Origin of the sequence: Sulfurimonas sp. (assembly GCF_018698455.1) — a bacterium.
In the GTDB taxonomy this organism is placed as follows: Bacteria; Campylobacterota; Campylobacteria; order Campylobacterales; family Sulfurimonadaceae; genus Sulfurimonas.
In genome coordinates this window covers 15320-39597 of record NZ_JABIOQ010000041.1, presented here as the reverse complement: position 1 = coordinate 39597, position 24278 = coordinate 15320, and the positions used below count along the sequence as shown (strand labels likewise).

24 protein-coding genes are annotated in these 24278 nt (G+C 34.8%); 14 read left to right on the top strand and 10 right to left on the bottom strand.

From position 1 onward, the window contains the following. Window positions 1-9 precede the first annotated feature (9 nt). Both HOG88_RS05705 and HOG88_RS05700 read right to left on the bottom strand, forming a co-directional pair. Window positions 10-657: a hypothetical protein gene (locus HOG88_RS05705; protein ID WP_295004118.1), complete on the bottom strand. Its 648-nt coding sequence runs from the start codon at window positions 655-657 to the stop codon at window positions 10-12. Between the two features lie 91 nt (window positions 658-748). Beyond that, complete coding sequence (locus tag HOG88_RS05700; protein ID WP_295004116.1) at window positions 749-1378, bottom strand: GW dipeptide domain-containing protein; 630 nt, start codon at window positions 1376-1378, stop codon at window positions 749-751. 84 nt (window positions 1379-1462) lie between these two features. On the opposite strand from HOG88_RS05700, the gene glyS reads away from it, so the two are divergent. The 7 genes from glyS to HOG88_RS05665 all read left to right on the top strand — a co-directional run bounded on the left by glyS (window position 1463) and on the right by HOG88_RS05665 (window position 13947). Further along, on the top strand, window positions 1463-3481 hold the full coding sequence (gene glyS / locus HOG88_RS05695) for a glycine--tRNA ligase subunit beta (RefSeq protein WP_295004114.1): 2019 nt from the start codon (window positions 1463-1465) through the stop codon (window positions 3479-3481). A gap of 13 nt (window positions 3482-3494) precedes the next feature. After that, window positions 3495-4928, top strand: a complete 1434-nt coding sequence (locus HOG88_RS05690) for a S1C family serine protease (RefSeq protein ID WP_295004112.1) — start codon at window positions 3495-3497, stop codon at window positions 4926-4928. 9 nt (window positions 4929-4937) lie between these two features. Next, window positions 4938-6038 carry an FAD-binding oxidoreductase gene (locus tag HOG88_RS05685; protein WP_295004110.1) on the top strand — a complete coding sequence of 367 codons (1101 nt, stop codon included), beginning with the start codon at window positions 4938-4940 and terminating at the stop codon, window positions 6036-6038. 350 nt (window positions 6039-6388) lie between these two features. Then, window positions 6389-8407 carry a flagellar biosynthesis protein FlgL gene (locus HOG88_RS05680; protein WP_295004108.1) on the top strand — a complete coding sequence of 673 codons (2019 nt, stop codon included), beginning with the start codon at window positions 6389-6391 and terminating at the stop codon, window positions 8405-8407. 90 nt (window positions 8408-8497) lie between these two features. Then, window positions 8498-10735 (top strand): DNA translocase FtsK, encoded by a 2238-nt coding sequence (locus tag HOG88_RS05675; RefSeq protein WP_295004106.1) that lies wholly within the window; start codon window positions 8498-8500, stop codon window positions 10733-10735. Between the two features lie 126 nt (window positions 10736-10861). Then, complete coding sequence (acnB, locus tag HOG88_RS05670) at window positions 10862-13447, top strand: bifunctional aconitate hydratase 2/2-methylisocitrate dehydratase (protein ID WP_295004104.1); 2586 nt, start codon at window positions 10862-10864, stop codon at window positions 13445-13447. Between the two features lie 260 nt (window positions 13448-13707). Then, window positions 13708-13947, top strand: coding sequence for a hypothetical protein (locus HOG88_RS05665; RefSeq protein WP_295004103.1), 240 nt, complete (start codon window positions 13708-13710; stop codon window positions 13945-13947). A 69-nt stretch (window positions 13948-14016) separates the two neighbouring features. On the opposite strand, the gene HOG88_RS05660 is transcribed toward HOG88_RS05665, so the two are convergent. Further along, complete coding sequence (locus HOG88_RS05660) at window positions 14017-14625, bottom strand: hypothetical protein (RefSeq protein WP_295004101.1); 609 nt, start codon at window positions 14623-14625, stop codon at window positions 14017-14019. A 34-nt stretch (window positions 14626-14659) separates the two neighbouring features. Next, the gene (locus tag HOG88_RS05655) at window positions 14660-14857 is read right to left on the bottom strand and encodes a hypothetical protein (protein ID WP_295004099.1); all 198 of its coding nucleotides are present in this window, start codon (window positions 14855-14857) and stop codon (window positions 14660-14662) included. Between the two features lie 140 nt (window positions 14858-14997). Here HOG88_RS05655 and HOG88_RS05650 point away from each other — a divergent pair, with 140 nt between their 5' ends. Beyond that, window positions 14998-15504, top strand: a complete 507-nt coding sequence (locus HOG88_RS05650; protein ID WP_295004097.1) for a shikimate kinase — start codon at window positions 14998-15000, stop codon at window positions 15502-15504. A 5-nt stretch (window positions 15505-15509) separates the two neighbouring features. On the opposite strand, the gene HOG88_RS05645 is transcribed toward HOG88_RS05650, so the two are convergent. Then, window positions 15510-15935, bottom strand: coding sequence for a hemerythrin family protein (locus tag HOG88_RS05645; RefSeq protein WP_295004095.1), 426 nt, complete (start codon window positions 15933-15935; stop codon window positions 15510-15512). A gap of 99 nt (window positions 15936-16034) precedes the next feature. On the opposite strand from HOG88_RS05645, the gene HOG88_RS05640 reads away from it, so the two are divergent. Both HOG88_RS05640 and HOG88_RS05635 read left to right on the top strand, forming a co-directional pair. Continuing rightward, window positions 16035-17405: an MATE family efflux transporter gene (locus HOG88_RS05640; RefSeq protein WP_295004093.1), complete on the top strand. Its 1371-nt coding sequence runs from the start codon at window positions 16035-16037 to the stop codon at window positions 17403-17405. Window positions 17406-17409: 4 nt separating this feature from the next. Then, a complete protein-coding gene (locus HOG88_RS05635) occupies window positions 17410-17652 on the top strand; it encodes a hypothetical protein (RefSeq protein ID WP_295004091.1) in 243 nt (80 codons plus the stop codon). 6 nt (window positions 17653-17658) lie between these two features. Here HOG88_RS05635 and trxA read toward each other — a convergent pair whose 3' ends face one another. The 3 genes from trxA to tenA all read right to left on the bottom strand — a co-directional run bounded on the left by trxA (window position 17659) and on the right by tenA (window position 19588). Further along, on the bottom strand, window positions 17659-18024 hold the full coding sequence (trxA, locus tag HOG88_RS05630) for a thioredoxin (protein WP_295004089.1): 366 nt from the start codon (window positions 18022-18024) through the stop codon (window positions 17659-17661). A gap of 104 nt (window positions 18025-18128) precedes the next feature. Next, the gene (thiD, locus tag HOG88_RS05625) at window positions 18129-18938 is read right to left on the bottom strand and encodes a bifunctional hydroxymethylpyrimidine kinase/phosphomethylpyrimidine kinase (RefSeq protein ID WP_295004087.1); all 810 of its coding nucleotides are present in this window, start codon (window positions 18936-18938) and stop codon (window positions 18129-18131) included. Further along, entirely contained in the window at window positions 18935-19588 is a 654-nt protein-coding gene (tenA, locus tag HOG88_RS05620) for a thiaminase II (RefSeq protein ID WP_295004085.1), read from the bottom strand. The genes thiD and tenA overlap by 4 nt, the downstream gene beginning before the upstream one ends. Before the next feature lie 193 nt (window positions 19589-19781). Between tenA and HOG88_RS05615 the strand changes: the two genes are divergently transcribed. Together HOG88_RS05615 and HOG88_RS05610 are read left to right on the top strand one after the other, a co-directional pair. Beyond that, window positions 19782-22280, top strand: a complete 2499-nt coding sequence (locus HOG88_RS05615; RefSeq protein ID WP_295004083.1) for a hypothetical protein — start codon at window positions 19782-19784, stop codon at window positions 22278-22280. A 70-nt stretch (window positions 22281-22350) separates the two neighbouring features. After that, window positions 22351-22809, top strand: coding sequence for a hypothetical protein (locus HOG88_RS05610; RefSeq protein ID WP_295004081.1), 459 nt, complete (start codon window positions 22351-22353; stop codon window positions 22807-22809). A gap of 14 nt (window positions 22810-22823) precedes the next feature. Here the strand turns inward: HOG88_RS05610 and HOG88_RS05605 are convergent, their stop codons facing one another. Continuing rightward, window positions 22824-23033: a hypothetical protein gene (locus HOG88_RS05605; RefSeq protein ID WP_295004079.1), complete on the bottom strand. Its 210-nt coding sequence runs from the start codon at window positions 23031-23033 to the stop codon at window positions 22824-22826. 148 nt (window positions 23034-23181) lie between these two features. Between HOG88_RS05605 and HOG88_RS05600 the strand changes: the two genes are divergently transcribed. Beyond that, entirely contained in the window at window positions 23182-23613 is a 432-nt protein-coding gene (locus tag HOG88_RS05600) for a thioredoxin domain-containing protein (RefSeq protein WP_295004077.1), read from the top strand. Between the two features lie 38 nt (window positions 23614-23651). Beyond that, the gene (locus HOG88_RS05595) at window positions 23652-23795 is read left to right on the top strand and encodes a hypothetical protein (RefSeq protein WP_295004075.1); all 144 of its coding nucleotides are present in this window, start codon (window positions 23652-23654) and stop codon (window positions 23793-23795) included. Here HOG88_RS05595 and HOG88_RS05590 read toward each other — a convergent pair. Continuing rightward, window positions 23792-24196, bottom strand: a complete 405-nt coding sequence (locus HOG88_RS05590) for a hemerythrin family protein (protein WP_295004073.1) — start codon at window positions 24194-24196, stop codon at window positions 23792-23794. The two genes, HOG88_RS05595 and HOG88_RS05590, sit on opposite strands and share 4 nt — an antisense overlap. Between the last annotated feature and the right edge of the window lie 82 nt (window positions 24197-24278).

Sequence of the window (24278 nt, the reverse complement as noted above, 5' to 3'; positions counted from 1 at the left end):
AAATTTGTACTACAGAAGCGTTGTTAATTGCTCTCCTATTAAGTTATAACTACCTATGCTTATAGAAATGAGACCAATAGAAACAAGAGCATACCTTAAAGTGTTTTTAGAGTTAATAAAAGATGTGTTTACAAGATATATCAAGTAGCCAAAAGCGATAAAAACGAGACTAACACCTGCGATAAAAGCAAATATCATATCAATACTTACAGCTTGATGTGATATCACACTGAGTGTGATTAACATACCACGTACACCACCAACACCCATAAGAAGACCAAGAGATAAAAGCATACCTTTGTCATGTAAATGTTTGTCTTTGTAATATATGTGAAGATGCTTTTCTCCTTCATGCTTATGTTGGTTTATTTGTATTTTATCACTAAATGCAAGATAAAGGATATATAATCCCATGAGCATGATAACTGCAGAAGATATTGTATCTCCGTATTCTAAAATAGCATCATTTGCAATGTACTGGATAAAAAGAGCGATGATATAGAGAGTAAATCCATGTCCAACTGCAAAGAGTAGACTAAGTAGAAGTGTTTGCAGTTTTTTCTTACCTATAGAAAATAAGGCAATAGCTGAGAGATGGTCAGCCCCTAGAGCATGTAGAATACCGTAGTAAAAAATAATAAGTAGACTATATTCCATAAACATCCTTAAAAATGCTAAGTATAATAGAATAATATTAATTTTATATGAAAACTCTAGTTAATGTTATTAATTTAAAAAAGTTTTCGTTTTATTTTGAGAAACTTGCTTCTTGAATGATGAGAGGGTAAAAATAACCATAACCGAAATCTTTGTCTTTAACTACAAGACCTTTGGCATAAACAATTTCACCCACTTGTGGTGCATTTTGTGTAGATGTAAAGACAAGGTCGTTCATATCGTGAAAATTACTGCCATCTTGAATGTGTATCCAGTTTAGCTTCATAATTTGTGCTGAAGTTTTTGTTACTTTACCTTTTACAGTTACTATTTTACCTACATACTTATCACGATTTTTAAAGAGATCAGCAATAGAAATACTGCTAGAAGATGTGTGCGAAGATTCCATTATGCTTGCTTTTTTAGATGGAGCTTTTATATGAGTATTTGTAGGAGCATCACTAGCAAATAAAATAGACTCAAAAGTGCGGTCAAGTGTTTTTGAATGAAAGTCCTTCATCCAACCTTGTTCAGAGTAACTTATGGCATCACCAACTTTTACATCACGCTGAGTCATTGCAATCCAGTATGTTTTTTTTGATTCTTCTACTTTCATGTAAGTATAACCACCACTAGAGAGTGTCTCTAAAACTATACCTGTACAAGAAGCTGAAGCATAAAGTCCCATACTTAACAGGAGTGACAACAGTATTTTTTTCATTTAAAATCCTTTAATATGGATTTTATCACTGCTTAACCAAAAAGAGGATAAAATCACCATAATTATAATACAAAGAGTACAACTATGTTAAAAACACTACTGATAGAGATTGGGGTGGAAGAGCTTCCTGCTGTTCCCCTTTTAAAAGAGTTAAAAAATATTGAAAAAAAATATGCAGATATTTTAGAGAAACACTCACTTTTAGGTGAGTTTGAATTTTACTATACTCCTAGACGTTTAGTTATCTGGCATAGAGAGTTTAAAGTGTCTCAAGAAGATTCTGTGGAAGAGTTCTTTGGTGCTCCTTTAGCCGTTGCATATAAAGACGGAGTAGCTACTCCTGCTGCAAATGGCTTTGCAAAGAAGTGTGGTGTTACACTTGAAGAACTTAGTTCTACAGATAAGGGTGGTAAAGAAGTACTTTACTATAAAAAAGATGTCAAGGGAAAACCTTCTACTGATCTCTTACCTGAGATAGTAGAGTCTTGGATAAAGTCTCTAGAGTTTGGAAAAACTATGCGTTGGGGAAGCTCAGCTGAAAGTTTTATTCGTCCTGTAAGATGGGTAAATACTCTTTTAGGTGATGAACTGGTACCTATGACACTTTTTGGAGTACAGTCATCTAAAGAGACATATGTACATCGTATATCTAAGTTTGGTGCTACAGCTATTAGTGGTGCTAAAGAGTACTTTGAAGTTTTAGAGAAAGGTGGTGTTACGCTTTTTCCAAGTAAACGAGCAGAAAAAATATCTGCAGACTTTAAACTTATAGAAAAAGAGAATGATGTCACTATAGAGATAGACTCAGAACTTTTTGATGAAGTGGTGGCTATTAATGAAAACCCTACAGCTCTTTTAGGTTCTTTTGATGAAGCATTTTTAAGATTGCCTCCTGAGGTTATCATTACATCTATGAAAGAGCATCAGCGTTACTTCCCAGTTTTCAAAGATGGCAAGCTTATAAATAAATTTGTAGTAGTTTCAAATGCACTTACAGATGATTTTTCTAAGGTTATAGCTGGAAATGAAACAGTTTTACGGCCGCGTTTAGAAGATGGACTCTTCTTTTGGGACAATGACTTAAAAAATGGACTTAGTACTAAGGGACTTGAGAAAGTAACTTTCTTTAAAGGTCTTGGAACAGTTGCGGACAAGATAGAACGTGAGGGTAAAATAGCTTCAACTCTTTTTGATAAGTTTGAAGTTGACGCGGATAAAGCAGATCTCACAAGAGCTGTAGAAATTGCAAAAGCTGATCTTATGAGTGAGATGGTATATGAGTTTACAGAACTTCAAGGTCTTATGGGTGGATACTATGCTGCGGAGCAGGGTGAGACCAAAGCTGTAGCGACTGCAATAAGTGAACAGTACTTACCAGATGGAGAAGATAGCACTTTACCATCAACTCCATTAAGTGGTGTTGTTGCTATGAGTATAAAGATAGACACACTCTTAGGTCTTTTTTCAGTAAACCAGATTCCAACAGGGTCTCGTGATCCTTTTGCTCTTCGTCGTGCTGTAAATGGCCTTGTTAGAATCATTAACGAGTTTGAGTTTTCATTTGACATAGTAGAAACTATGAAAGAACTCTCACAAAACTACTCTGAGATTGACTTAGTTAAGTTAGAAGCATTTATACTTGAACGTGTTAAACGCTACTATGATGTAAACCCTTCTATTATTGAAGCAGTTTTAGCATCAGGAGAGAGAGACTTTCTTCGTTTAGCTCAGAAAATAAAAGCACTCAACAACCTTGTAAATGCAGAAGGTTTTGATGAAGTGAGCTCTACATTTAAACGTGTTGCAAATATAACTAAAGATATAGACCTCAGCAAAGATCACGCAGTAGAGACAAGCCTTTTAAGTGAAGCTGCAGAAAAAGAGCTTTTTAAAAGATATAGCGATGTAAGTGCAGTGAGCTTTAACTCATATGAAGAAGAGTTAGATGCACTACTAGGGCTAAAGCCAGAGCTTGATAGTTTCTTTGAAAACGTAATGGTAAACGCGGAAGACGCAGCACTTAAAAACAATAGAAAGTCTTTAGTAGCCTCTGTATACAAAAGCATTCTAAACATCGCAGATATAAAAGAAGTAAGTATATAACTAAAGGATAGTAATGAAGATATTGGGTCTAGTTGTAAGTATACTTCTCTTCGTTGTCAATGTACAAGCAAACGCGAACAAAGATGTACAAGACTCAATAGTCAAGATATACACCGTTTCTAAAATCCCTAACTACGCTATACCATGGAACTCAAGTATAAGACGCTCTCATGGTTCAGGTAGTATAATCCTGGGCAATAGAATCTTAACTAATGCTCATGTAGTGGCTAACGAAACCTTTATCGAGGTTAAACGCCATGGTCAAATAAAACGCTACCAAGCTGAGGTAGAGTTTATCTCTCATCAGTCCGACTTAGCACTCCTTCGTGTCAAAGATGAATCTTTCTTTGATAATACAATTCCTTTAGAATTTGCTCAACTTCCCCAGATACAACAAAAGATAAGTGTTTATGGATTTCCCCTAGGTGGAAACAGTTTAAGTGTGAGCACTGGTATAGTCTCGCGTTTAGAACATCATACATATGCACACTCGAGAGAAAACTTTTTAAGTATACAAATAGACGCTGCGGTTAATCCTGGTAATAGTGGTGGTCCAGCTATAAGTAATGGAAAAATCACCGGTGTAGTGATGCAACAGATTACAAAGTCTCAAAATATTGGTTACATAGTTCCTTGTGTTGTAGTGAAACATTTTTTAGAAGATGTAAAAGATGGACTCTATGATGGTTTTGCAAACCTTGGAATAGGAACACAGAAGATGGAGAGTAAAACTCTTCGTGATGTTTATGGAATGAATAAAGATGTAAGTGGGGTAATGGTTATGAAAGTCTCTACTCTCTCCTCAGCTTACGAAGTGCTCGAAAGTGGAGATATCCTCCTAAGTATAGATGGACATAGGATTTATAATGATGGTACAGTAGAGTTTATGCCACAGCAGTATACTTCTTTTATGTACTATGCTGATAAAAAGCAGATAGGTGACAGTATCGAGTTTGAACTCCTTAGAGATTTTAAAAGAGTAGAAGTAGAGGTAAGACTACAAAATGTTGCTAATGATGATCTACTAGTAGATACAATAGAACATGATGTAATGCCAAGGTACACTATATATGGTGGTTATGTATTTACACCTTTAAGTCGTAACCTTCTATCAAAGAAAGGTAGTAACCGGTTAGAGTTAAGTGAAGCTGCTAGTAAATGGGCGACAGTAGAGAAAGATGAAGAAGTAGTTCTGCTTAAAGTTCTTGCTGATAATACAAATAGAGGGAACCATAACATTACATACTGGCTTATAAAGACAGTAAACGATACAGAATTTAAAAATTTTGAAGAGTTTAAAAAACTTGTGGCTAATTCTAAAAAGAAATATTTACTTTTGAAAAATAAAGATGGTGTTAAAATAGCTATAGATAATGATAAAGCTAAAGGTATAGAGAAGCAAATACTTAAACGCTACAGTATAAACACTAATAGTAATCAAAAGTAGATGTATGACATGTGCATTATAGGTGCCGGTATAAATGGTTGTAGTATCGCCTATGAATTAAGCAATGAAAATAAAAAAGTCATCTTGTTTGATAAAGAAGGGATTGCTGGTGGGGGAAGTGGTGCAGCAGGTGCTTTTATATCTCCAAAGTTTTCTAAGACTGGAGAACTCAAAGAACTTCTTGATACTGCGTTTACTTATTCCCTTGATTTTTATGAGAAAAACTTTCCTGAGCTTCTAACTAAATCTCCCCTCTTACATATAGCCAAAGACGATAAAGATGCCCAAGCATTGCTAAGTTATAAAAAAGACACAACTCATAAGCTTTTAGAGTATAGTAGTGAGTTAAATGAGAGTATAAGTATAGATGCTGGCATAGTAGATGCTAAAAGTGTTTGTGAAGCTATGGCAAAGAGCGCAAAACTAGTGAGACAAACGGTGGACTCTTTAGTTTATGATGATGGCGTTTGGGTTATAAATGAAACATACTACGCAAAAGAAGTTGTTTTAGCCACTGGGGCATATAAACAACTCATTAAAGAGCCATATATAAAACTCCGTGGTATTTGGGGACATCGCATAGATGTGAAGACTACAACAAAAAACCCTTACTCGATACACCAGTTTGTTTCCATCTCTCCTAGTTGTAATGGACAATTAGCAATAGGAGCCACTCATAATGTACATTATCATCCAGAGAGTGCAAAAGAACCTTATAATATAGAGAGTGGTAGGGAAGAGTTACTTGAAAAAGCTTCTCGGACTATGGACTTAGAGAATGTTGAGGTGATTACAGATTATGTAGGCTTACGATCTGGTTCAACTGATTATATGCCTCTAATTGGCTCTTTAGTTTTATCCCGTGAAACTTTAAATAATACAAGTATAAACTTTGAGATGAAAAAAGTAGACTATAACAAGTATACGTACTATCCAAACCTTTATATGATAAATGGGAGTGCAGGTTATGGTTTTGTTCTTGCACCGTATTTGGCTAAACTACTAAAAGAGCATATGCTTAGTGGTAAAGAAATAAGTGAGAGACTAAGCCCTGTAAGATTTTTTGCAAGATGGGCTAGAAAAAATAAGAAGCCTTTTTACAAAGAATAACTTAAAACTCTATAAAGTAAAAAGTTTTTAAATTGTTAAGATGGGGTCTACTTGGTGCTTATAAATTAACCTTTGTTTATTCCTAATATAGCATAGTTTAAAATGTATGTTATGCACCCGTTTTTTCTATTTCTATTCTATCATTTTAGAAATAAGAAAATAGATTTTACTGGTTAAGTTTTAGGGGTTCATTATATTTGACTTTTACATCAATTTAAACAATTTTTGAGCCTAAATCTTGTAGGATTTACCTATTTGGCCGATATTAAATATATGGTATTTAATTTGCTTATTATAAAGTAAGTGATAAAATATATAAAATAGTTTGATGGAGGTGTGTAGTGAGAATTATGAACAGTATGTATTATAACAATCTTAGTACGAACCATAGTAAAATAAATCAAAATTTATTTGATGTAAATAAGCAGATAGCTTCAGGGCTTAAAATTCAATATGCAAGTGATAATGTTTCAACATTTGTTGAGACAATGCGTTTGGATAATGAGCTAGCAACACTTGGACAGGTTAAAAAAAGTGCCGATAGTGGTTATAAAGTCTCTAATCAAACTGATGTTACTCTCAATGAATTTACAGATGAACTAGATAGAATGAAAGTCCTTCTTATCCAAGCATCCAATGATACTAATGATGAATCATCATTAGATGCTATAGCGGGAGAGTTAAGGGCTATGGAAGGAACACTGAAAAGTCTTTCAAATGCTTCAATAAATGGAAAGTTTCTATTTTCTGGTTCATCAGTTAATGTAAAGCCAATAGATGATAATGGGAAATATAATGGTAACGATATTTCTATGACAGCACTTCTTGGCTCTAATAATAAACAACCATTTAATATCTCTGGTGCAGATCTTTTTCTTGGAGAAGAGAGCTTGACACGTAGAGAAGTTACTAGTAATGTAATGCAAACAACAAATACTGGAACTACACTGACAGGTACAACTACTATGGCAGATTATATGGGTAATATTCCTGTGGGAAATGAGCATAACTTTTATCTCAGAGGTTCGAGAAGTGATGGTACGGCATTTAACACACGAATACCACTAGATAACACTTCAACTATAGACGACTTAATGGATGAAATTGGCAAGTCATATGGTAATACTGGCACTGTAGATGTAGTAAATGTCTCGATGAATAATACGGGTCAGATTATAGTTGCTGATAAGAGTAGTGGTTCGAGTAAGATGGAATTTCATATGGTTGGAGCATCGGACTTTAGTGCTGGAGGTGATCAAGCAAATGTTACATCGATCGACGACTTAGTTGTTAATGGTGGAGTTACAGACTACAGTTTGGCAAGCACTACACCTGGACTATATATAAGAGAATTTAATCAGTCTCCATATGAAATTGCTGATACAGTGTTGACATCGCTTTCTGGTCGTATTTATGATAGAACTGAGTTTACTAAAGCAGGGGCAACCCTTGCTTCTAGTATTGCACAGATTGACAGAACAACAAACGCATTTGCTACTCCTTCGACTAAGATTTCAGAAGTGGCTGATTTATCTCAGGGTATACCAGGAACACTTGATGGAACCAAACTAATCGTTAATGGAACGAATACTAGTAATACACCTATCGCTGTTGAGATAGATTTCAGTAATGTCGGTTCTACTTTTTCAATTGATGGCGGTCTAACTAATTATGAAATTTATGATATGAGTACACCAAGGGCTGCTGTGAATGCAGATGACATGACTTATCAACAGTTGATGGATGTCGTAAACATGGTCATTTCAGGGACTATCCCAAGTATTACCGGTGATCCAAATGCCTATGATACAGCTGTGAAAAATTCGAATAATATTTCTAATACATATCTTGAAAATGGAAAATTAAATATTTTTGACAAAACATCGGGGACAACAAAAGCAAGTATTTCACTTTATGACTCAAATAGCGGAAACTTTACCGTTGGTGGTGATGCTTCTGTTATGACCTTTAATTCTAATAATTCACTTACTGTTCGTGATCCAAAAACAGATTTTTTCGCTACTATATCTGAAGCGATTAAATCTGTAGAAGAGTACAAGACTTACCCTGATACATCTAGTGGAACGATAAGAAATCTAGGTGTGGAGAACTCTATAGCTACTATAGGTGATTTACAAAAGCATTTATTTAAAATACAGTCGATCTCGGGTGCACAGTCTAACAGATTGACCAGTTCAATAGAAAATACAGAGCTTTTGGAGCTTAGTGCAGTAGTTCTTCGATCTGAAGTTATAGATACCGATTTAGCTAAAGCAGCACTACATTTACAGCAACTTACTCTAAACCAACAAGCTATGCTTTCAACTGTAGGTAAAGTTTCAAAGCTTAGCCTAGTTAACTATTTATAATTCTTTTTTTATTACAAATAGCCAAATAAATCCTTTGTGGAATGTTTTTGGCTATACTACCTTTAAATTTACTATTATGGATATTATGATTTGAAAGATACATTTTTTATTTTTATTGTTGGTGTATTAATTTATTTGGGTTTTTCTACTCTTTTAGGTAGCAACGAACTTATGGGAAGTTTTGGTGTGATGTTTTCACATTATAACCAGCTTTATTTTGGTTATATATCATTTATATATCTTTTTACTATTCTTGTGCCACTTTACTTTATGTATAAAAATGTAAAGTTAAGCTTTAGAAAAGCAGAGCTATTTGTATCTTCTATACTCCTTTTGTTTGCTTCGCTTATCGCACAGGGCCTACTTGTACAAAATGAGCTAAGAGGAAAGATTGGAAGTGACTTTGTAGACTTTTTAAGCCCATATATTGGTTTATTCGGTCTATGGGTTTTTTTATGCATGATTACCCTCGTATCTGCAATTATTATTCTTGAAAAAACTACTGCTGAAATTTTAGATGTATTTTACAGTTTTATAAAAAACAAAAATAAGATAGTTAGTATAAAAGCTTTTGAAAAAGAAACAACGAGTAAAAATATACCTCTTAAAAAAACTGAGTTTATCTCTGAAAAAGAAACTTTAACTCATACGGAAGAGTCCTTAAATGACATGCCAGAACTCGAGATAGATATACCTACATATATGAGAAAAGAGACAATATTAAGTGATGTTCAAAGTATTGTAGAAGATAAATCAGTATCCACAGAGATTAAGCCAAAAGAAGATAAGATAGAAGATATTGCCCCTGTAAAAAATCTTTTAGATATTGCTGATGAAGTTAAAGAACAACGAAGTGCAGTCATAGTAGAAGAACTAGAAGAGAATGCAAAGCTTTTAGCAGGAATAGAAAAAGGAAATGTTGAAAAACCAAAGAACTTTAAACTTCCTTCCGTTGAGTTTTTGCAGAAACCACAAAAAATAGTGAAAAGTATAGATGAAAATGAGCTGGATGATAAAATCCGATATCTTATAGAAAAACTAGCACACTTTAAGATTGATGGAGATGTAGTTCGTACATATGCCGGTCCCGTCGTCTCAACTTTTGAGTTTAAACCAGCGGCAAATGTAAAAGTAAGTAAAATACTCAACTTGCAAGATGATTTAGCCATGGCTCTCTCAGCTGAAACTATTCGCATACAAGCTCCAATACCTGGTAAAGATGTTGTAGGTATAGAAATTCCAAACGAAACGGTAGATATGATTTACCTACGTGAGATACTTGATGATAAGCTCTTTAAAGACTCTGCTTCTCCTTTGACTATAGTTTTAGGTAAAGACATTGTCGGAAAACCATTTATTACTGATCTTAAAAAGCTTCCTCACTTACTTATAGCAGGAACAACTGGCAGTGGTAAAAGTGTTGGAATAAACTCCATGATACTTTCACTTCTGTATAAAAATTCTCCAGATCAGTTGCGTTTGTTAATGATAGATCCTAAAATGCTTGAATTCTCTGTTTACAATGATATACCTCACCTTTTAACACCAGTTATAACAAAACCAAAGCAAGCAATAGCCGCTCTTAATAATATGGTTGCAGAGATGGAGCGTCGTTATGAAATAATGGCAGACAGTAGAACTAAAAATATTGAAAACTACAATGAAAAAGTTAAAAAAGAGGGTGGGGAACACTTTCCTTATATAGTGGTAATAATAGATGAATTAGCTGACTTGATGATGACTAGCGGAAAAGATGTAGAAATATCTATAGCAAGACTTGCTCAGAAATCTCGTGCTTGTGGTATTCACTTAGTTGTTGCTACACAAAGGCCTTCTGTTGATGTAGTAACGGGTCTAATCAAAGCAAACCTTCCATCTCGTATTTCATATAGAGTAGGGCAAAAGATAGACTCGAAGATCATATTAGATCAAATGGGAGCAGAATCTCTTCTTGGTCGTGGAGATATGCTTTTTACACCTCCAGGTTCTACGGCTCTCGTCCGTCTTCATGCTCCATGGGCAACAGAAGATGAAATAGAAAATATTGTTGAGTTTATTAAGTCTCAGCGTGAGCCAAACTATGATAAAAGTTTTCTTGTTGAGGAAAGTGAATCTGCATCATTAGCTTCAAAAGATACTTATCAGGAGCTTGATGAACTTTATGAAGAAGCAAAAAATATTGTTCTAACCGATAGAAAGACATCTATTTCTTATCTTCAAAGAAGGTTACAAGTAGGGTATAACCGTTCTGCTCGTATAATTGAACAACTTGAGAATGAGCATATATTATCTACTCCAAACACTAAGGGTATAAGAGAAATACTCTAATTAGTGTTACCTTTATCTACATCTATTTCATTAAAATAAAGAAAAGTGTTTACAATCGTAACACACCTAAAATCATTACTAAAGTTTTAGATATAATCACACAAATTATTATATATAGGAATTACTATGGCATTTTTAGAAGAATATAAAGCACATGTTGCTGAACGTGAGGCTCTTGGTGTACCAGCTTTGGCACTATCAACTACTCAAACTGCTGACTTAATAGAATTAGTTAAAGCAAACTGTACAGATGAGTTACTTGACTTACTTACAAATCGCGTAGCACCTGGTGTTGATGATTCAGCACAAGTTAAAGCTGCATTTTTAAACGAAATAGCTGCAGAGAATATTACTGTTGCTGCAATCTCTGCAAAAAAAGCAGTAGAGATGCTTGGTATGATGCTAGGTGGATTTAATGTTCTTCCTTTAGTTCATTGTTTAGCTTCAGCTAATGCTGATGTTGTTACTGCAGCTGTTGAAGCACTAAGTAAAACACTTTTAGTTTACGATGCATTCAATGATGTTGAAAAACTTCATAATGAAGGTAATGCTGCAGCAACTAAAGTTATGACTTCATGGGCAAACGCTGAGTGGTTTACTGCTAAAGCACCTATCGCTGAAGAAATCACTGTTACTGTTTACAAAGTACCAGGTGAAACAAATACTGATGATTTATCTCCAGCATCTGAGGCTTTCACTCGTTCTGATATCCCTTTACATGCAAATTCATTACTTATAAACAGAATGGATAACCCATTAGACACTCTTAAAGAACTTAAAGCTAAAGGTCACCCAGTTGCTTATGTTGGTGATGTTGTTGGTACTGGTTCTTCTCGTAAGTCTGGTGTTAACTCCGTTCAATGGCACATGGGTGTAGACATTCCAGGTGTTCCTAACAAGCGTACTGGTGGTGTTGTTCTTGGTAATACTATCGCTCCTATTTTCTTTGCTACATGTGAAGATTCAGGTGCTTTACCTATCGAGCTTGATGTTTCAGGTATGGAAACTGGTGATGTTTTAACTCTTCTTCCTTATAAAGGTGAGGCTATTATCAATGGTAAAGTTGTTGCAACTTTTAAGTTAAATCCTAACACTATTACTGACGAAGTTCAGGCTGGTGGACGTGTTCCACTTATCGTTGGTCGTGGTCTTACTTCTAAGGCTCGTGCTGTTCTAGGTATGGGTGCTTCAGAAGCATTTTTAACTGCTGAGCAACCTGCTGATACTGGTAAAGGTTATACACTTGCTCAGAAAATGGTTGGTAAAGCTTCTGGTCTTGCTGGTGTTCATCCAGGTATGTATGTTGAGCCAGAGATGAATACTGTTGGTTCTCAAGATACTACAGGCCCGATGACTCGTGATGAGATTAAAGAGCTTGCAGCACTTGGTTTCAATGCTGACCTTGTACTTCAAACTTTCTGTCACACTGCAGCTTATCCTAAGCCGTCAGATGCTGATATGCATGCTAACTTACCAGCGTTTATCTCTAACCGTTCAGGTGTTGCTCTTCGCCCAGGTGATGGAATCATCCACTCTTGGTTAAATAGAATGGTTCTTCCAGATACTGTTGGTACTGGTGCTGATTCACATACACGTTTCCCAATTGGTATCTCTTTTCCTGCAGGAAGTGGTGCTGTTGCGTTTGCTGGTGTTACTGGTTCTATGCCTTTAAGTATGCCTGAGTCTGTTCTTGTACGTTTCAAAGGTGAAATGCAACCAGGTATCACTTTACGTGACCTTGTAAATGCTATTCCTTACGTTGCTATCCAACAAGGTCACTTAACAGTACCTAAAGAAGGAAAAATCAACGTATTCGCTGGTAGAATCTTAGAGATTGAAGGTTTACCTGATCTTAAAGCTGAGCAAGCGTTTGAGCTTTCTGATGCATCTGCTGAGCGTTCTGCTGCTGCATGTACAGTTCTTTTAAATAACGAGCCTGTTATTGAGTATCTTAAATCAAATGTTACTTTACTTGAAGCAATGGTTAAAGATGGTTACTCTGATGCTACAACTATTTCACGTCGTATTGGTAAGATGAAAGATTGGTTAGCTAATCCTACACTTATGCAACCAGATGCTAATGCTGAATATGCTGCGGTTATCGAAATTGATTTAAATGAAATCACTGAACCAATTCTTGCTTGTCCAAATGATCCAGATAATGTTAAGCTTTTATCTGAAGTTGCTGGTACTCCACTTGATGAAGTATTCTTAGGTTCTTGTATGACTAATGTTGGTCACTACCGTGCTGCTGGTGAAATCATGAGAGGTGAAGGTAAGCATAAAGTTGAGAAATTCTGGATTGTCCCACCAACTAAGATGGATGAGCAGCAACTAATCAATGAAGGTTACTACGATGTTTATAATGCTATCGAAGCAACTACAGAAGTTCCTGGTTGTTCTTTATGTATGGGTAACCAAGCGTCTGCTCGTAAAGACTCAACAGTTTTCTCAACATCAACTCGTAACTTTAACAACCGTTTAGGTAAAGGTACACAAGTATTCCTTGGTTCTGCAGAACTTGCAGCACTATGTGCTAAACTTGGTCAGATTCCTACTGTTAAAGAGTATATGGACTTTGTACCTGCAAAAATTGCTGGTAAAGAAGATAAAATATACAAATACCTTAACTTTAATGAAATCAACAACTATGCACTTGAAGAGCGTACTATTGCTGAAAATAAATATGGTGTAACTGTTAAACCAGTTTAATTGTTTATCCCATGTGAGGTTTAATCCTCACACAATTCAAATAGCGGGGCATCAGCTTCGTTATTTCAATCGTCCAGTAGTTGACGTATACGACCTCTTTCAAACCTTGCTATTGCACACTCTTTAAATTTCTTATAACTTAAAGAACATTTTTTGAGTATAAAATAAAATATGACAGAAATAAAGCTATAATAATCTCTATAAATGTTTCTAAGGAAATTATTTCAAAAAGTGAATATTATAAATTTAAAAGGTGGAAAATGAAAGTAGATAAGTATGATGTTCTGGCACAATCGGGTGTACCCATATGGGTTATAGTAAAACATGGAACTAATATCAATAGTGTTAAGTTACAAGATGGTTATTCAATAAAAGGTTTTGTCGAAACATTTGAATTTACTAGTAGTTCAAATCATACACTAAAGTATGAAGTGGCAATAAATTGTATGAATGAGAAGGGTTGTTACTTCGGAACTAATAGTATGGGGTGTCAACTTTAAAAAATACACCCCATGTGTGAAGAAGTATTTGCTTGGCTACTTCTTTTAAACTCTCAGATATTTTCTTATTTAAATTATCCAATTTTTTATGGGAATCTTCATTTTTATTCTATATAGTACTAATGGGAAAACAACGAGAAATGAGCCAATAGTCATATAAACTGGTAATAACATACTCTCAAGACTATGATCTTCGATGGCTATAACAGCAATCAAAGATCCTAGAAAGAATAATATCCAAGCAAGTGGTGTTTCTTCATCTGGGGAGTTATAGACAAATCGTAATGTTGGCACTAGAGCACAAAAATCAGCAAGTATTGCTATTGTTATAGGAAATATTCCAGAGTCATTTTTGAAAATATACCATATTATAATGGAAAATAAACCTATCGTTAAAGAAAATTTTTCTAAATTGTCAGGTTTTGCATTTTCTCCCTTAAAGAGTGTTAAGAGAAAAATTATTGCTGGATTTACCATGAAAATAATGGTTAACATCCTTGTTACTTCATCTGCTGTTGGAGGTGTAATAAGCCAAAATGCAAACCCAATAATACTCCATATGAACCAAGAGGTGCGATTTGGTTTTACAGTTTCTCTAAAAATACTTATAGCATAAGGAAGTATAGATATCGCAAGAATAAACTGAGCGATAGCTCCTAAAATATATGCTTCTATCATTATTTTCCTTTAGTGTTTTGAAAGTATAAAAAAACTATGCTTTAAGCACTCTCATTTTTGAGGCTACTTTATTCATCGCTTTTTCTATAAATTTATATGAACCGTGATCAGATGCATTTTCCTTTTTAGTAGCAAGGTTTACCAGTACTTTTTCTAAATCTTCATAATTATCACTTAACTTACCTTTTAGTGCATCTTTGATTGCTTGTTCTTCTTGTGGTGTCATTTCCATATTAATATCCTTCTTTTTTAGAAGTATATCTAAGATTTCATCTCAGTATATTAAGAGATTATATTAAGTTTTTTTAATGCCTAATACCATATAAAGAGTATTACAGTATAGTCACACTCATAAAAACAAAGGGATACAAATTGGTATACGACAACATAGTACTCATAGGCTTTATGGGATGTGGTAAAACTAGTGTGGGAAAAATTCTTGCACGACAAATAAATAAAAATTTTAAAGATATTGACCAGATTATTGAAAAAGAGCAGGGAAGTAGTGTTGCTGAAATATTTCTTAGTAAGGGCGAAGAGTATTTTCGTTCTCTTGAGCAAAAATGTATTAACGACTTAACCAAAAATACTGGTCAAATTATTTCTACCGGTGGTGGACTCCCTATATACAGCTCTATTGCAGAGAAGTCTCTTATTGTTTATGTAGAGACTGAATTTGATGTTATTCTAAACCGTTTAAGTGCCAAAGAACGCAATAAACGCCCTCTATTTAATGATGAACCTAGTGCAAGAGCTTTATTTAACGAGCGTATAGGTGTATACAAAGATCTGTCACACTTTAGTATTGATGCTACTCAAAGCATACAGACTTATCTACATGTTTTAGTAGACTATATTTTAGATCAGAGAATTTTATAAACTCTTTATTTTTGATTCATTTTTTTAGCAAGATAATTTGAAGTTGGAAGATCCACTGTATTTACATGAAGAACAATCCATTCAGGTGTTCTACGTACAAAGTTAGTGATTTTAGTGATGTCTTCGTATCTTTTCCAGTACTTTATTGCATGTTGGAGCTCTTCTAAGAACATGTCATGAGCTGTTTTATGCATGTCGTACGATGGAAAATCATACTCTTTCATTAAACGCTCTTCATTTGCAAAGTGTACATGGACATGTTTTACATATTCATCTATTTTTTTTTCGAGTTCCTCTAGTGTCGCTTCACGTCTATCATATGATATTGCAAGGTTATCTATCGCATTAAGAATTTTAATCTCATTTTCATGGGTTTTCTGCATCTCCTCGACGTTCATATCTTCTACCTGCTCTATGTAAATTAATGCCAAGTGAATTCCTTTTTTATTCATTATAGTATGAAATCACAAATAAAGTGTTGATTTAAATAACTAATGCCATATAAAGAGTATTACAGTATAGTCACGCTTATGAAAAACACAAATGAACTCATTACTAAAGATATAAAAAAATTAATCTTTCAAATCGCAATACCTTCGAGCATAGGGATGTTTTTTAACACAATGTATAATGTAGTAGATACATTTTATGTCGGTAAAATATCTACAGAAGCAATTTCTGCACTTACCTATAGTTTTATGATTTTTTTCATGCTTTTATCTGTGAGTTTTGGACTATCGTCTGCAATTACTGCCTATGTAGGTGGTGCTTTGGGTAAACACAAGAAGAATATGACACGAATTTATACATCAAATGGTATAAGCCTCTTTATTATTATTGCTTTTATTTTGTCTATAGTTAGCTTTTCACTTTTAGAATTTATATTTGTCTCCATGGGCGCCGCTGATAAAGTACTAGAATATGCACTCCAATACACATATATAATACTTCTTGGAATATTTCCCATGCTCATAGGATTAGGCTCAAATGCAGTATTAATAGCCCTTGGAGATACTAAAAGTTATAGAAATATTCTGATAATTGGATTTATTTTAAATATAATTTTTGACCCATTGTTTATATATGGTTTTTATTTCATCCCTGCTATGGGAATAAGTGGTGTTGCAATGGCAACAGTCTTGATTCAGTACATAACGCTTATGTACATGCTCTATAAACTTTATGCAACTAAGCTTTTTGACATATCTAAATTTTTCAACTCCATTCCAAATATAAAAGCCTATAAACATTTAATCAGACAGGCTATTCCGACTAGTGCAAATATGTTTCTAGGGTCTTTAGGAAGCATGATAACTATGTACTTTGTTTCTACTTATGGATTTAAGTCTGTTGCTGCGTTTGGAATAGGGTATAGGGTCGAACAGATTATTTTACTCCCAATGCTAGGCTTAAATACAGCCGTCATATCTATAGTATCTAACAACTTTGGCGCTAAAAACTTTGATAGAATAGATGAAGTTATAGATAAAGCGTTAAAATACGGATATATAATGAGCACAATAGGGGTGGTGTTAATAGCATTGTTTGGTAAGTACATGATTATGGTGTTTGATACAGATACTGAGGTTGTAGATATTGCATATATCTATATAATATTTGAGAGTTTTATATTTTTCTCATTTATAACATTGTTTATATCAAGCTCTACACTTCAAGGTATTAAAAATCCATTTATGATACCTTATATTAGTTTTTATAGACAGATATTTATGCCTCTTATTTTCTTCTCTTTAGTGGTGAAGGTATTTGATTTATCCATTATTTATTTATGGATAAGTATGCTTATTATTATAACAAGTGCGGCAATTTTCATAAAAATATATACGAAGAAACAATTAGAAATAGCGAGAGCTAAGCATATATTAAAAAAACAAGGATAAAAGAATGACACAATTACAAGAAGAGTTTCTAGAGGAACTTAAGAGTAAAGAAAAACTAACAATTATTGAGTATGCAACCCTTTTTGGTAAGCATATTCAAATAGCTATTGATTACGAACTAAAAAATGGTGCCAGCGAGCACCAAGCAAAGGCTATGGGGAATTATTATACTGTTACTGTATTATCTGATTTTGTAGCCAGCGAAAATAAACTGTCTCGTATTATAGCTCTTCATGAGACGATGTAGGGACGACTAGTCCTCTTCATCCTCGGCCATCTCTTTACGTATTTTATCCATATCGAGCCCTTTAATGTGCTCTATAAGATCACCCATACCTGCTTCAGGTAACATACCACCTTGATTAAGAAGGATAATGCCATCCCTAACAACCATAAGTGTTGGTATCGAATTAATATTATGCTGTCTTGCTAGAGCTTGTTGCTCTTCAGTGTTGACCTTACCAAATGTAATATCAGGGTTGTTTTCTGCTACCTTCTCAAAAATAGGAGCAAACTGTTTACATGGACTACACCATTCAGCCCAAAAGTCAATAATCACTATTTCGTTATTATCAAGAGTCTCATTAAAAGTTTCTTTAGTTAAATTTATATATGCCATAATATTTCCTTTTTATTTGAGCAGAGTTTAACATAGCGATTATCTTTGCTTGCTTAAACTTATAACTTAGATAAAAAATATTTATGTTACCTTACCTTCTGAGATTAAGAAGTGATTTTGTAAAAATGATTTACAGGTCCATGACCATGTCCCAGTACTTTGTCTTTACCTGTTTGTATGGCTATATTAAGGTATTCACACCCTTTGATACAAGCATCTTCTAAACTAAAACCAAGTCCTATATAAGTAGCAATACTAGATGACAAGCTACATCCTGTTCCATGGGTGTTTATAGTTTCTACTGTCTTGTTATTTATAACAGTAGCCTTTTTAGTTTGATAGTTATACAGTATGTCAGTCATAGTGTCAGTAAGCTCTAGGTGCCCACCTTTTAGTAAGACAGAAGTGTGGTACATCTCTGCTAATTCTTCAGCAGTAGTTTGAATATTGTTTAGGTTTATAGTGTGTCCTATTAGTAACTCAGCTTCTGGAATATTCGGTGTTATGAGCATAACGTTTGGCAAAAAATCTTTGAGACTTTGTACTGCATCATCATTAAGTAGTTTATCCCCTGATGTGGCTATCATCACGGGATCAAAAACAATTTTTGTCATTTTGTACTCTGCTAAAGTCTCTTTTACCGCTTTAATAACTTCGGGTGAGTGAAGCATACCTATTTTAACACACGAAATATTTATGTCATCAAAGACAGCTTTCATTTGCATGATAATGTGTTCTACAGGTATAGGATGAATGTCTGTAACACTTTGAGTGTTTTGTGCAGTACTCGCTGTTATAACAGAGGCCGCATATCCACCATTTGCCGAGATACTTTTGATGTCTGCTTGAATACCAGCACCACCACTAGAGTCAGAACCTGCTATTGTAAGAATAGGGCAGTATGAGTTACTCATATTTTCCATGCCTCTTGTTTGTAAGCAGAATCCCAAAACATCCATTCGAGCTTCGATGTTTTAATAAACACCTCTTCCATTTTAGCAAGACTCTGTGGAGAAGCTGTCTGTGCATATGTATCTACAATATCTATAGCCTGTTGTACAGCTAACGCAAACTCATCACTAGCATAAGTAGCAATCCATGCTTGGTAAGGATTTGAATCTTTGTTCTTTTGGTTTTTTAGTATAAAGTCACCGACTTCTTTGTAAATAGTAAAACAAGGAAGTACGGCAGCCACTCCAACTTCTACCGACTCACTGTTGACAATTCGCGCCAAGTATGAGTTATACAGTTCACAAGTAGGAGAGGGTACAGGGTTAGTGTATTTTTTTTCTAAAAACTCTTCATGTAAGGCGTCTTCAACTTGTATGATACCTGTAGCAGACTCATAAAAGAACTGAGTATCTTCCGGCTTATGGCATTTACTTCCTACCGCGACTAATGCTTTTTTATACTCACTTAAATAGAGAGAGTCTTGGTTTACATAAAAACCAAAAGTGTCTTTATCTAGAGTGGCTTGCATAAGTTCAGTTACGAAGTTATGGGTAGTAATTTCTTGAAATATTTTCTCTGTTTTAGCTCTTGTTTTTTCGTACCAGTTTTGCATGATAGTATCCATTTAATTATAAGTGGGTGATGATAGCAAATCTTTCTAAAACTTTCAGTAAATTATTCAAATCTAAATAGGTGTAAGAATATATTAAAGCACCGTTATATACGAAATTTCTTCATCAGAAGACGAATACTTGGGACTTTCATAAAAAGTGTAGATAATACAACACCATAGGCAATAGACTGAATTGTATACCAGTACTCTAAAAGCACTAGCGGAGAAGAAAAAAATAGCAGCTTTAACTAAAGAAGAGGAACAACAAAAAATAGACCTTACAAAAAGCAAAGCAAATGCTGTAGCTGCTAAAAAGGCAATAGCAGAAAATGAAGGACTTTCACTATCTAATGTGCTTAAAACAATAGATAAAAGCAAGTTAGACTCGGCAGAAGGTCAAGCATTAGGTATAAAAGCAAATATGAGTACAGCAAACCCTGTAAGCTATGCAGTAAATGCAATGTATGGCGAGATGTCTCAACAACAAAGTACAGCAGCTAAGATAGCAACTCAAGGTGGAGTAGATTCTGCTGTTAGTACAGATGTAACCGAAGCAGGACAAAAAGCAGCAGCCCAAAAAGGTGCTGTTGAAGGTTTACAGAGTGAAGCAGATAAGATAGGTGAGAAGATAGGTAAGAGTGCTGCTTCTGTGATGGAAGAAACAGCTAAAACTATGGCTAGAGGTAAAATTGCGAGTGATACCGCTTCAATTTCTAGATTCGATAATGATTCTGAATTTGTAGAAAGTCAGGTTAAAACAGCAAGTACAAAAGCAAGCACTGATAAAGCTAAGATGGATTTAGATAAAAACCAAGCCAATAACAATATTCTGTCAAATAAAATAATAGAAACTGCGGGTAAAGGCTATGTTGGAGAAGAGCAAACTCAAAAAATGCAAGCAGCTCAAGACACATTAGAGAAAGTAGGGTTAATTGAAAAGCAGAAGGACGGTAGTTTTCAAGCAGCAACTGGCACAAACTTTTCAAACGCAATGGCGACGTTAGGTGCAGGCGACATGGGCAGGGACAAGCAAGTTCAAGTTAACGGCACAAGTATGAATATTGACAGAGGAGTGGATGGACAGACTAGAGTAACCGCAACGTCAAAAGAGAACGTGGAAAGAGGAGAAGGTTTAGACTACTCTGTGTCAGGCTATGCTGGTTCAGTTGGTGTTGGTTTGGCAATAGGTGTAGGAGCTGTAGGTGCCGCAAACCAATATTCAAAACACATGGCTTCTGAAAAAATTCCTATGAAAATGGAAGATATGCAAGGTGCTAAATCAGACGGCAAAGGTGGATTTGTAGATTCAAAAGGTAATGGCTTCAGTCTTAATGGGCAAGGTGAAGTAACTAGAGATGGAAAAGTAGCAATGAAAGACAACCCTAACTATAAGAAAGGGTATGTTAAAGCTAAATGGGATGATATTCTAAATACTGCAACAAATAAATACGATGATTTAGTTGGAGGAGAATCTCCTTCTAAGACCTCTAATGGTTCCCCTGACAGCACCAATAAGGTAGGCGATAATACCACCACCAACAATAATGCCAACGAAAGTAGCCAAGGCAATAAGAATAATGTGACTCAAGGTACACCTCCTGATGTAAAATCTGAAACTAGTATACCAAAAAATGATGGAAGTGTAAAGACATCCATATCTAGCGAGATAGATGCACAGTATAAAAAAATGGGTATTCTAAATAATGATGCTGGATATGTAAGAGAAGCTGATGCTAAAACAGCACAATATAAAGAACAAGTAAGACTTAACGGTAGTGCAACACCAGAAATGGCATCAAGATACGCTAGTGATATGGCAAACATACAAGATTCTAATTTGAAAAGAATAGAATCTTTTAAATCACCTAAATCACCTCAAAGTATGTTTTCTAAAATAAATGACTTTTTTGGTGGCTCTAATGGTGCAAAGAGCCGTCTAGGAACGTTTACAACTTTAGCAGCAGCAACATATGCTTTAAGTGCAACAAGTGCTGAGGCATCTTCTATGCCTAATGATAAACCAGTACTAACTGGTGGTCAAGAGGCATTATTGGCAGGCTCAAACATTACTGGAGCTGCTGAAATGGGAGTTGGCTTAACAACACTAGGAGCATCTATGGCAACAGGAGCACCTGTTATTGGAACAGTTGCTACAGGGATAGCAAAATTCGGAGCAAGAATTACTCCAGGATTAGGGTTAGCGTACGGAGCAGCAGATGGAGCATATAGAACAAGTCAAGGAGATTATCTAGGAGCTTCAATGAGTGCTGGAATTGCAGCAGCCTCTACGGTTCCTGGTTTAGGAACTGGATTAGCCGTTGCTGGTGGTTTTGCACAAATGGCAACTGATGCTTTTGGGATAACAGGAGGTAGTCAAAGTCCTGCACCTGCTCATGCACAAAAAGCATTCTCTTCAACAGCAGGAATAAATACTGGAATAGCAATGCAAAATGATTCCAATGCAGGTAATATAACTATGCTTTCTTCTTCTACCCCAGCACCTTTCGCCCAAACAAGTGGAGGCGGAGGAGGCTCATCTCCAATAGTAATGCCTACAATAGATACATCATCTATTTCTACGTCATTAGTAAATGTATTATCAACTTTTTCATCAGCTTCAATGGTAAGTACAGCTACTCAGGGAATGACACCTCAGTCTGGAGATATGATGAGTACTGGAAAAAACATATGATAAGAATATTATTAGCAGTAAGCTTTATTGTTTTGAATTTAGTAGAGTAGCTTATGATATAATAAATTAAATGAAAAAAAATACCCTTAAAAATTTAATGCAAGATCATTCATCTGAACATAACGAGTCTCAAATGACTCAAGAAAAGCTAGAAAACTTTATAACTACCTCTGTAGAGACGGATATACTTGAAGAAGAAAAAGGGTATATCCGGTTTAAATACTTAGGCACAAAGATGGCACTTCTTTCTGATGAGCATCATAATCGGATGAGAATTATTTCCCCCATTACGAATTACTCAAGTTTAGCTCCAAAAATCAAAGATTCTCTAATGAATTCAAACTTTCATTTAGCTCTAGACGCACGCTATGCTGTTTCTGAGGATACACTGTTTGCAGCTTATCTTCATCCTTTATCTTCACTAACAAACGAGGACTTTATGAGTGCATTAAAACAGGTTCACAACCTAGCAACAAGTTTTGGAAAGACTTACAGTAGTGCTCAAATCGAATTTACAAAAAAGAAGTAAAGTACAAAACTAACCTAAGTTGTCGCTTTGCGTCTCCATGAAGTGTATGTTGAATATGATGGATTTCCCTCAACTGTCTTATCATAAGCATGTTTGAAACTACAGTTATTCATTTGCTTGTACTCATTAACTACTCTTACTACCATCTCTCTGTCTGATTGTTTATATGTACCTCGGAGTGACTTCACTAAATTTATCATTTCCATATGCATACTCATGTCCATAAATATCCTTTTTTTAGAAGTTTACATCTTTCTTGATTAATACCTACGACTTTATAGGTGGCTTACAAAATTTTAAGATTTTGCTCAGCTAATTATTCTACTAAAAGAAAAGTGTATACTTCCTAAATATTTTTTACAAAGGTTAAACATGGAAGCTTTAAGGATCGTATGTCCAGAGTGCAACAGTGTCAACACAGTTAAAATAAAAGGACAAGGAGAAGTAATCCCTTGTGCTCAATGTAAAACAGATCTAGATGATCCCTTTCCACTTGAAGCAACTGATGAGACTTGTACAACGCACATAGTTGAAAATGAGATACCGATACTTGTTGATTTTTACTCAACTACCTGTGGTCCCTGTATGGCAATGTACGATGATTATGAAGATGCGGCTCTTGGTTTTGGTTTAAAGGTAAAATTTCTTAAAGTCAATGCGGATGTATACCAAAAGGTAGCCGGAAAGTATGGAGTTGGTGCTCTTCCAACTATTATCGCTTTTAATAAAGGAGAAGAAATTAGCCGTGTAAGCAGACAACTTTCTCAATCAGAACTCGTTTTATGGGCACAGAGCCTTATTTAATATTATTCAATATGACACAAGAAAAGAAAGGAAAAACTATGCATGATGAAGAAAATTTAAAAATTTATTTAAAGAAGCTTGAAAAACTTGCGTATGAGCGTCTTAAAGAGCGAAAAATTACTCCCCTAGAAGCAATTAGGGAAGCTTTAAATTATATAGAAGGTGAGATGAAAGGATATTAGTTTTTAGTTAGTACAATAAACTTTGATATCATAGAATCCCATGTTTCAACATGCTCTATAATCCATGGAGTTAATGAACCCTCTAAATATGAGGGAATTGATTGAATATCATTCGTCATTTCAAGAAAACTCTGGAGAGCTTCTAAGTCAAGTATTTGCTTAATATGCTCATGCTTATGTGCATGATAGTCTGGATGTTCTACTTCTTGCATCAATTTTTCTTCATCAGCAAAGTGTTTCTTGTAGTGCTCAATAAGCTCATTTAAAAGTTCAAATACAAGTTTTGCATCCTTGCCTTTGGCTACATCATAAAGCTTGGCTATACGTGCTATTTCTTCATTATGTAGTTCATTCATGCTATCTATTTCTATAATAGGTAGCTGCTCTTGTGATATTAACATCTTAACTCCTGTATTTTGTATAAGATTTATAACTTTAAAAGACAAAGGAAGAATTTAAATATTATAATTACCAAAAAAATTA

Coding starts and splice junctions, on each gene's coding strand:
- HOG88_RS05705 (WP_295004118.1), bottom strand. CDS start 657: ATGGAATATAGTCTACTTATTATTTTTTACTACGGTATTCTACATGCT.
- HOG88_RS05700 (WP_295004116.1), bottom strand. CDS start 1,378: ATGAAAAAAATACTGTTGTCACTCCTGTTAAGTATGGGACTTTATGCT.
- glyS (WP_295004114.1), top strand. CDS start 1,463: ATGTTAAAAACACTACTGATAGAGATTGGGGTGGAAGAGCTTCCTGCT.
- HOG88_RS05690 (WP_295004112.1), top strand. CDS start 3,495: ATGAAGATATTGGGTCTAGTTGTAAGTATACTTCTCTTCGTTGTCAAT.
- HOG88_RS05685 (WP_295004110.1), top strand. CDS start 4,938: ATGTGCATTATAGGTGCCGGTATAAATGGTTGTAGTATCGCCTATGAA.
- HOG88_RS05680 (WP_295004108.1), top strand. CDS start 6,389: ATGAACAGTATGTATTATAACAATCTTAGTACGAACCATAGTAAAATA.
- acnB (WP_295004104.1), top strand. CDS start 10,862: ATGGCATTTTTAGAAGAATATAAAGCACATGTTGCTGAACGTGAGGCT.
- HOG88_RS05665 (WP_295004103.1), top strand. CDS start 13,708: ATGAAAGTAGATAAGTATGATGTTCTGGCACAATCGGGTGTACCCATA.
- HOG88_RS05660 (WP_295004101.1), bottom strand. CDS start 14,625: ATGATAGAAGCATATATTTTAGGAGCTATCGCTCAGTTTATTCTTGCG.
- HOG88_RS05655 (WP_295004099.1), bottom strand. CDS start 14,857: ATGGAAATGACACCACAAGAAGAACAAGCAATCAAAGATGCACTAAAA.
- HOG88_RS05640 (WP_295004093.1), top strand. CDS start 16,035: ATGAAAAACACAAATGAACTCATTACTAAAGATATAAAAAAATTAATC.
- HOG88_RS05635 (WP_295004091.1), top strand. CDS start 17,410: ATGACACAATTACAAGAAGAGTTTCTAGAGGAACTTAAGAGTAAAGAA.
- trxA (WP_295004089.1), bottom strand. CDS start 18,024: ATGGCATATATAAATTTAACTAAAGAAACTTTTAATGAGACTCTTGAT.
- thiD (WP_295004087.1), bottom strand. CDS start 18,938: ATGAGTAACTCATACTGCCCTATTCTTACAATAGCAGGTTCTGACTCT.
- tenA (WP_295004085.1), bottom strand. CDS start 19,588: ATGCAAAACTGGTACGAAAAAACAAGAGCTAAAACAGAGAAAATATTT.
- HOG88_RS05610 (WP_295004081.1), top strand. CDS start 22,351: ATGAAAAAAAATACCCTTAAAAATTTAATGCAAGATCATTCATCTGAA.
- HOG88_RS05605 (WP_295004079.1), bottom strand. CDS start 23,033: ATGGACATGAGTATGCATATGGAAATGATAAATTTAGTGAAGTCACTC.
- HOG88_RS05600 (WP_295004077.1), top strand. CDS start 23,182: ATGGAAGCTTTAAGGATCGTATGTCCAGAGTGCAACAGTGTCAACACA.
- HOG88_RS05595 (WP_295004075.1), top strand. CDS start 23,652: ATGCATGATGAAGAAAATTTAAAAATTTATTTAAAGAAGCTTGAAAAA.
- HOG88_RS05590 (WP_295004073.1), bottom strand. CDS start 24,196: ATGTTAATATCACAAGAGCAGCTACCTATTATAGAAATAGATAGCATG.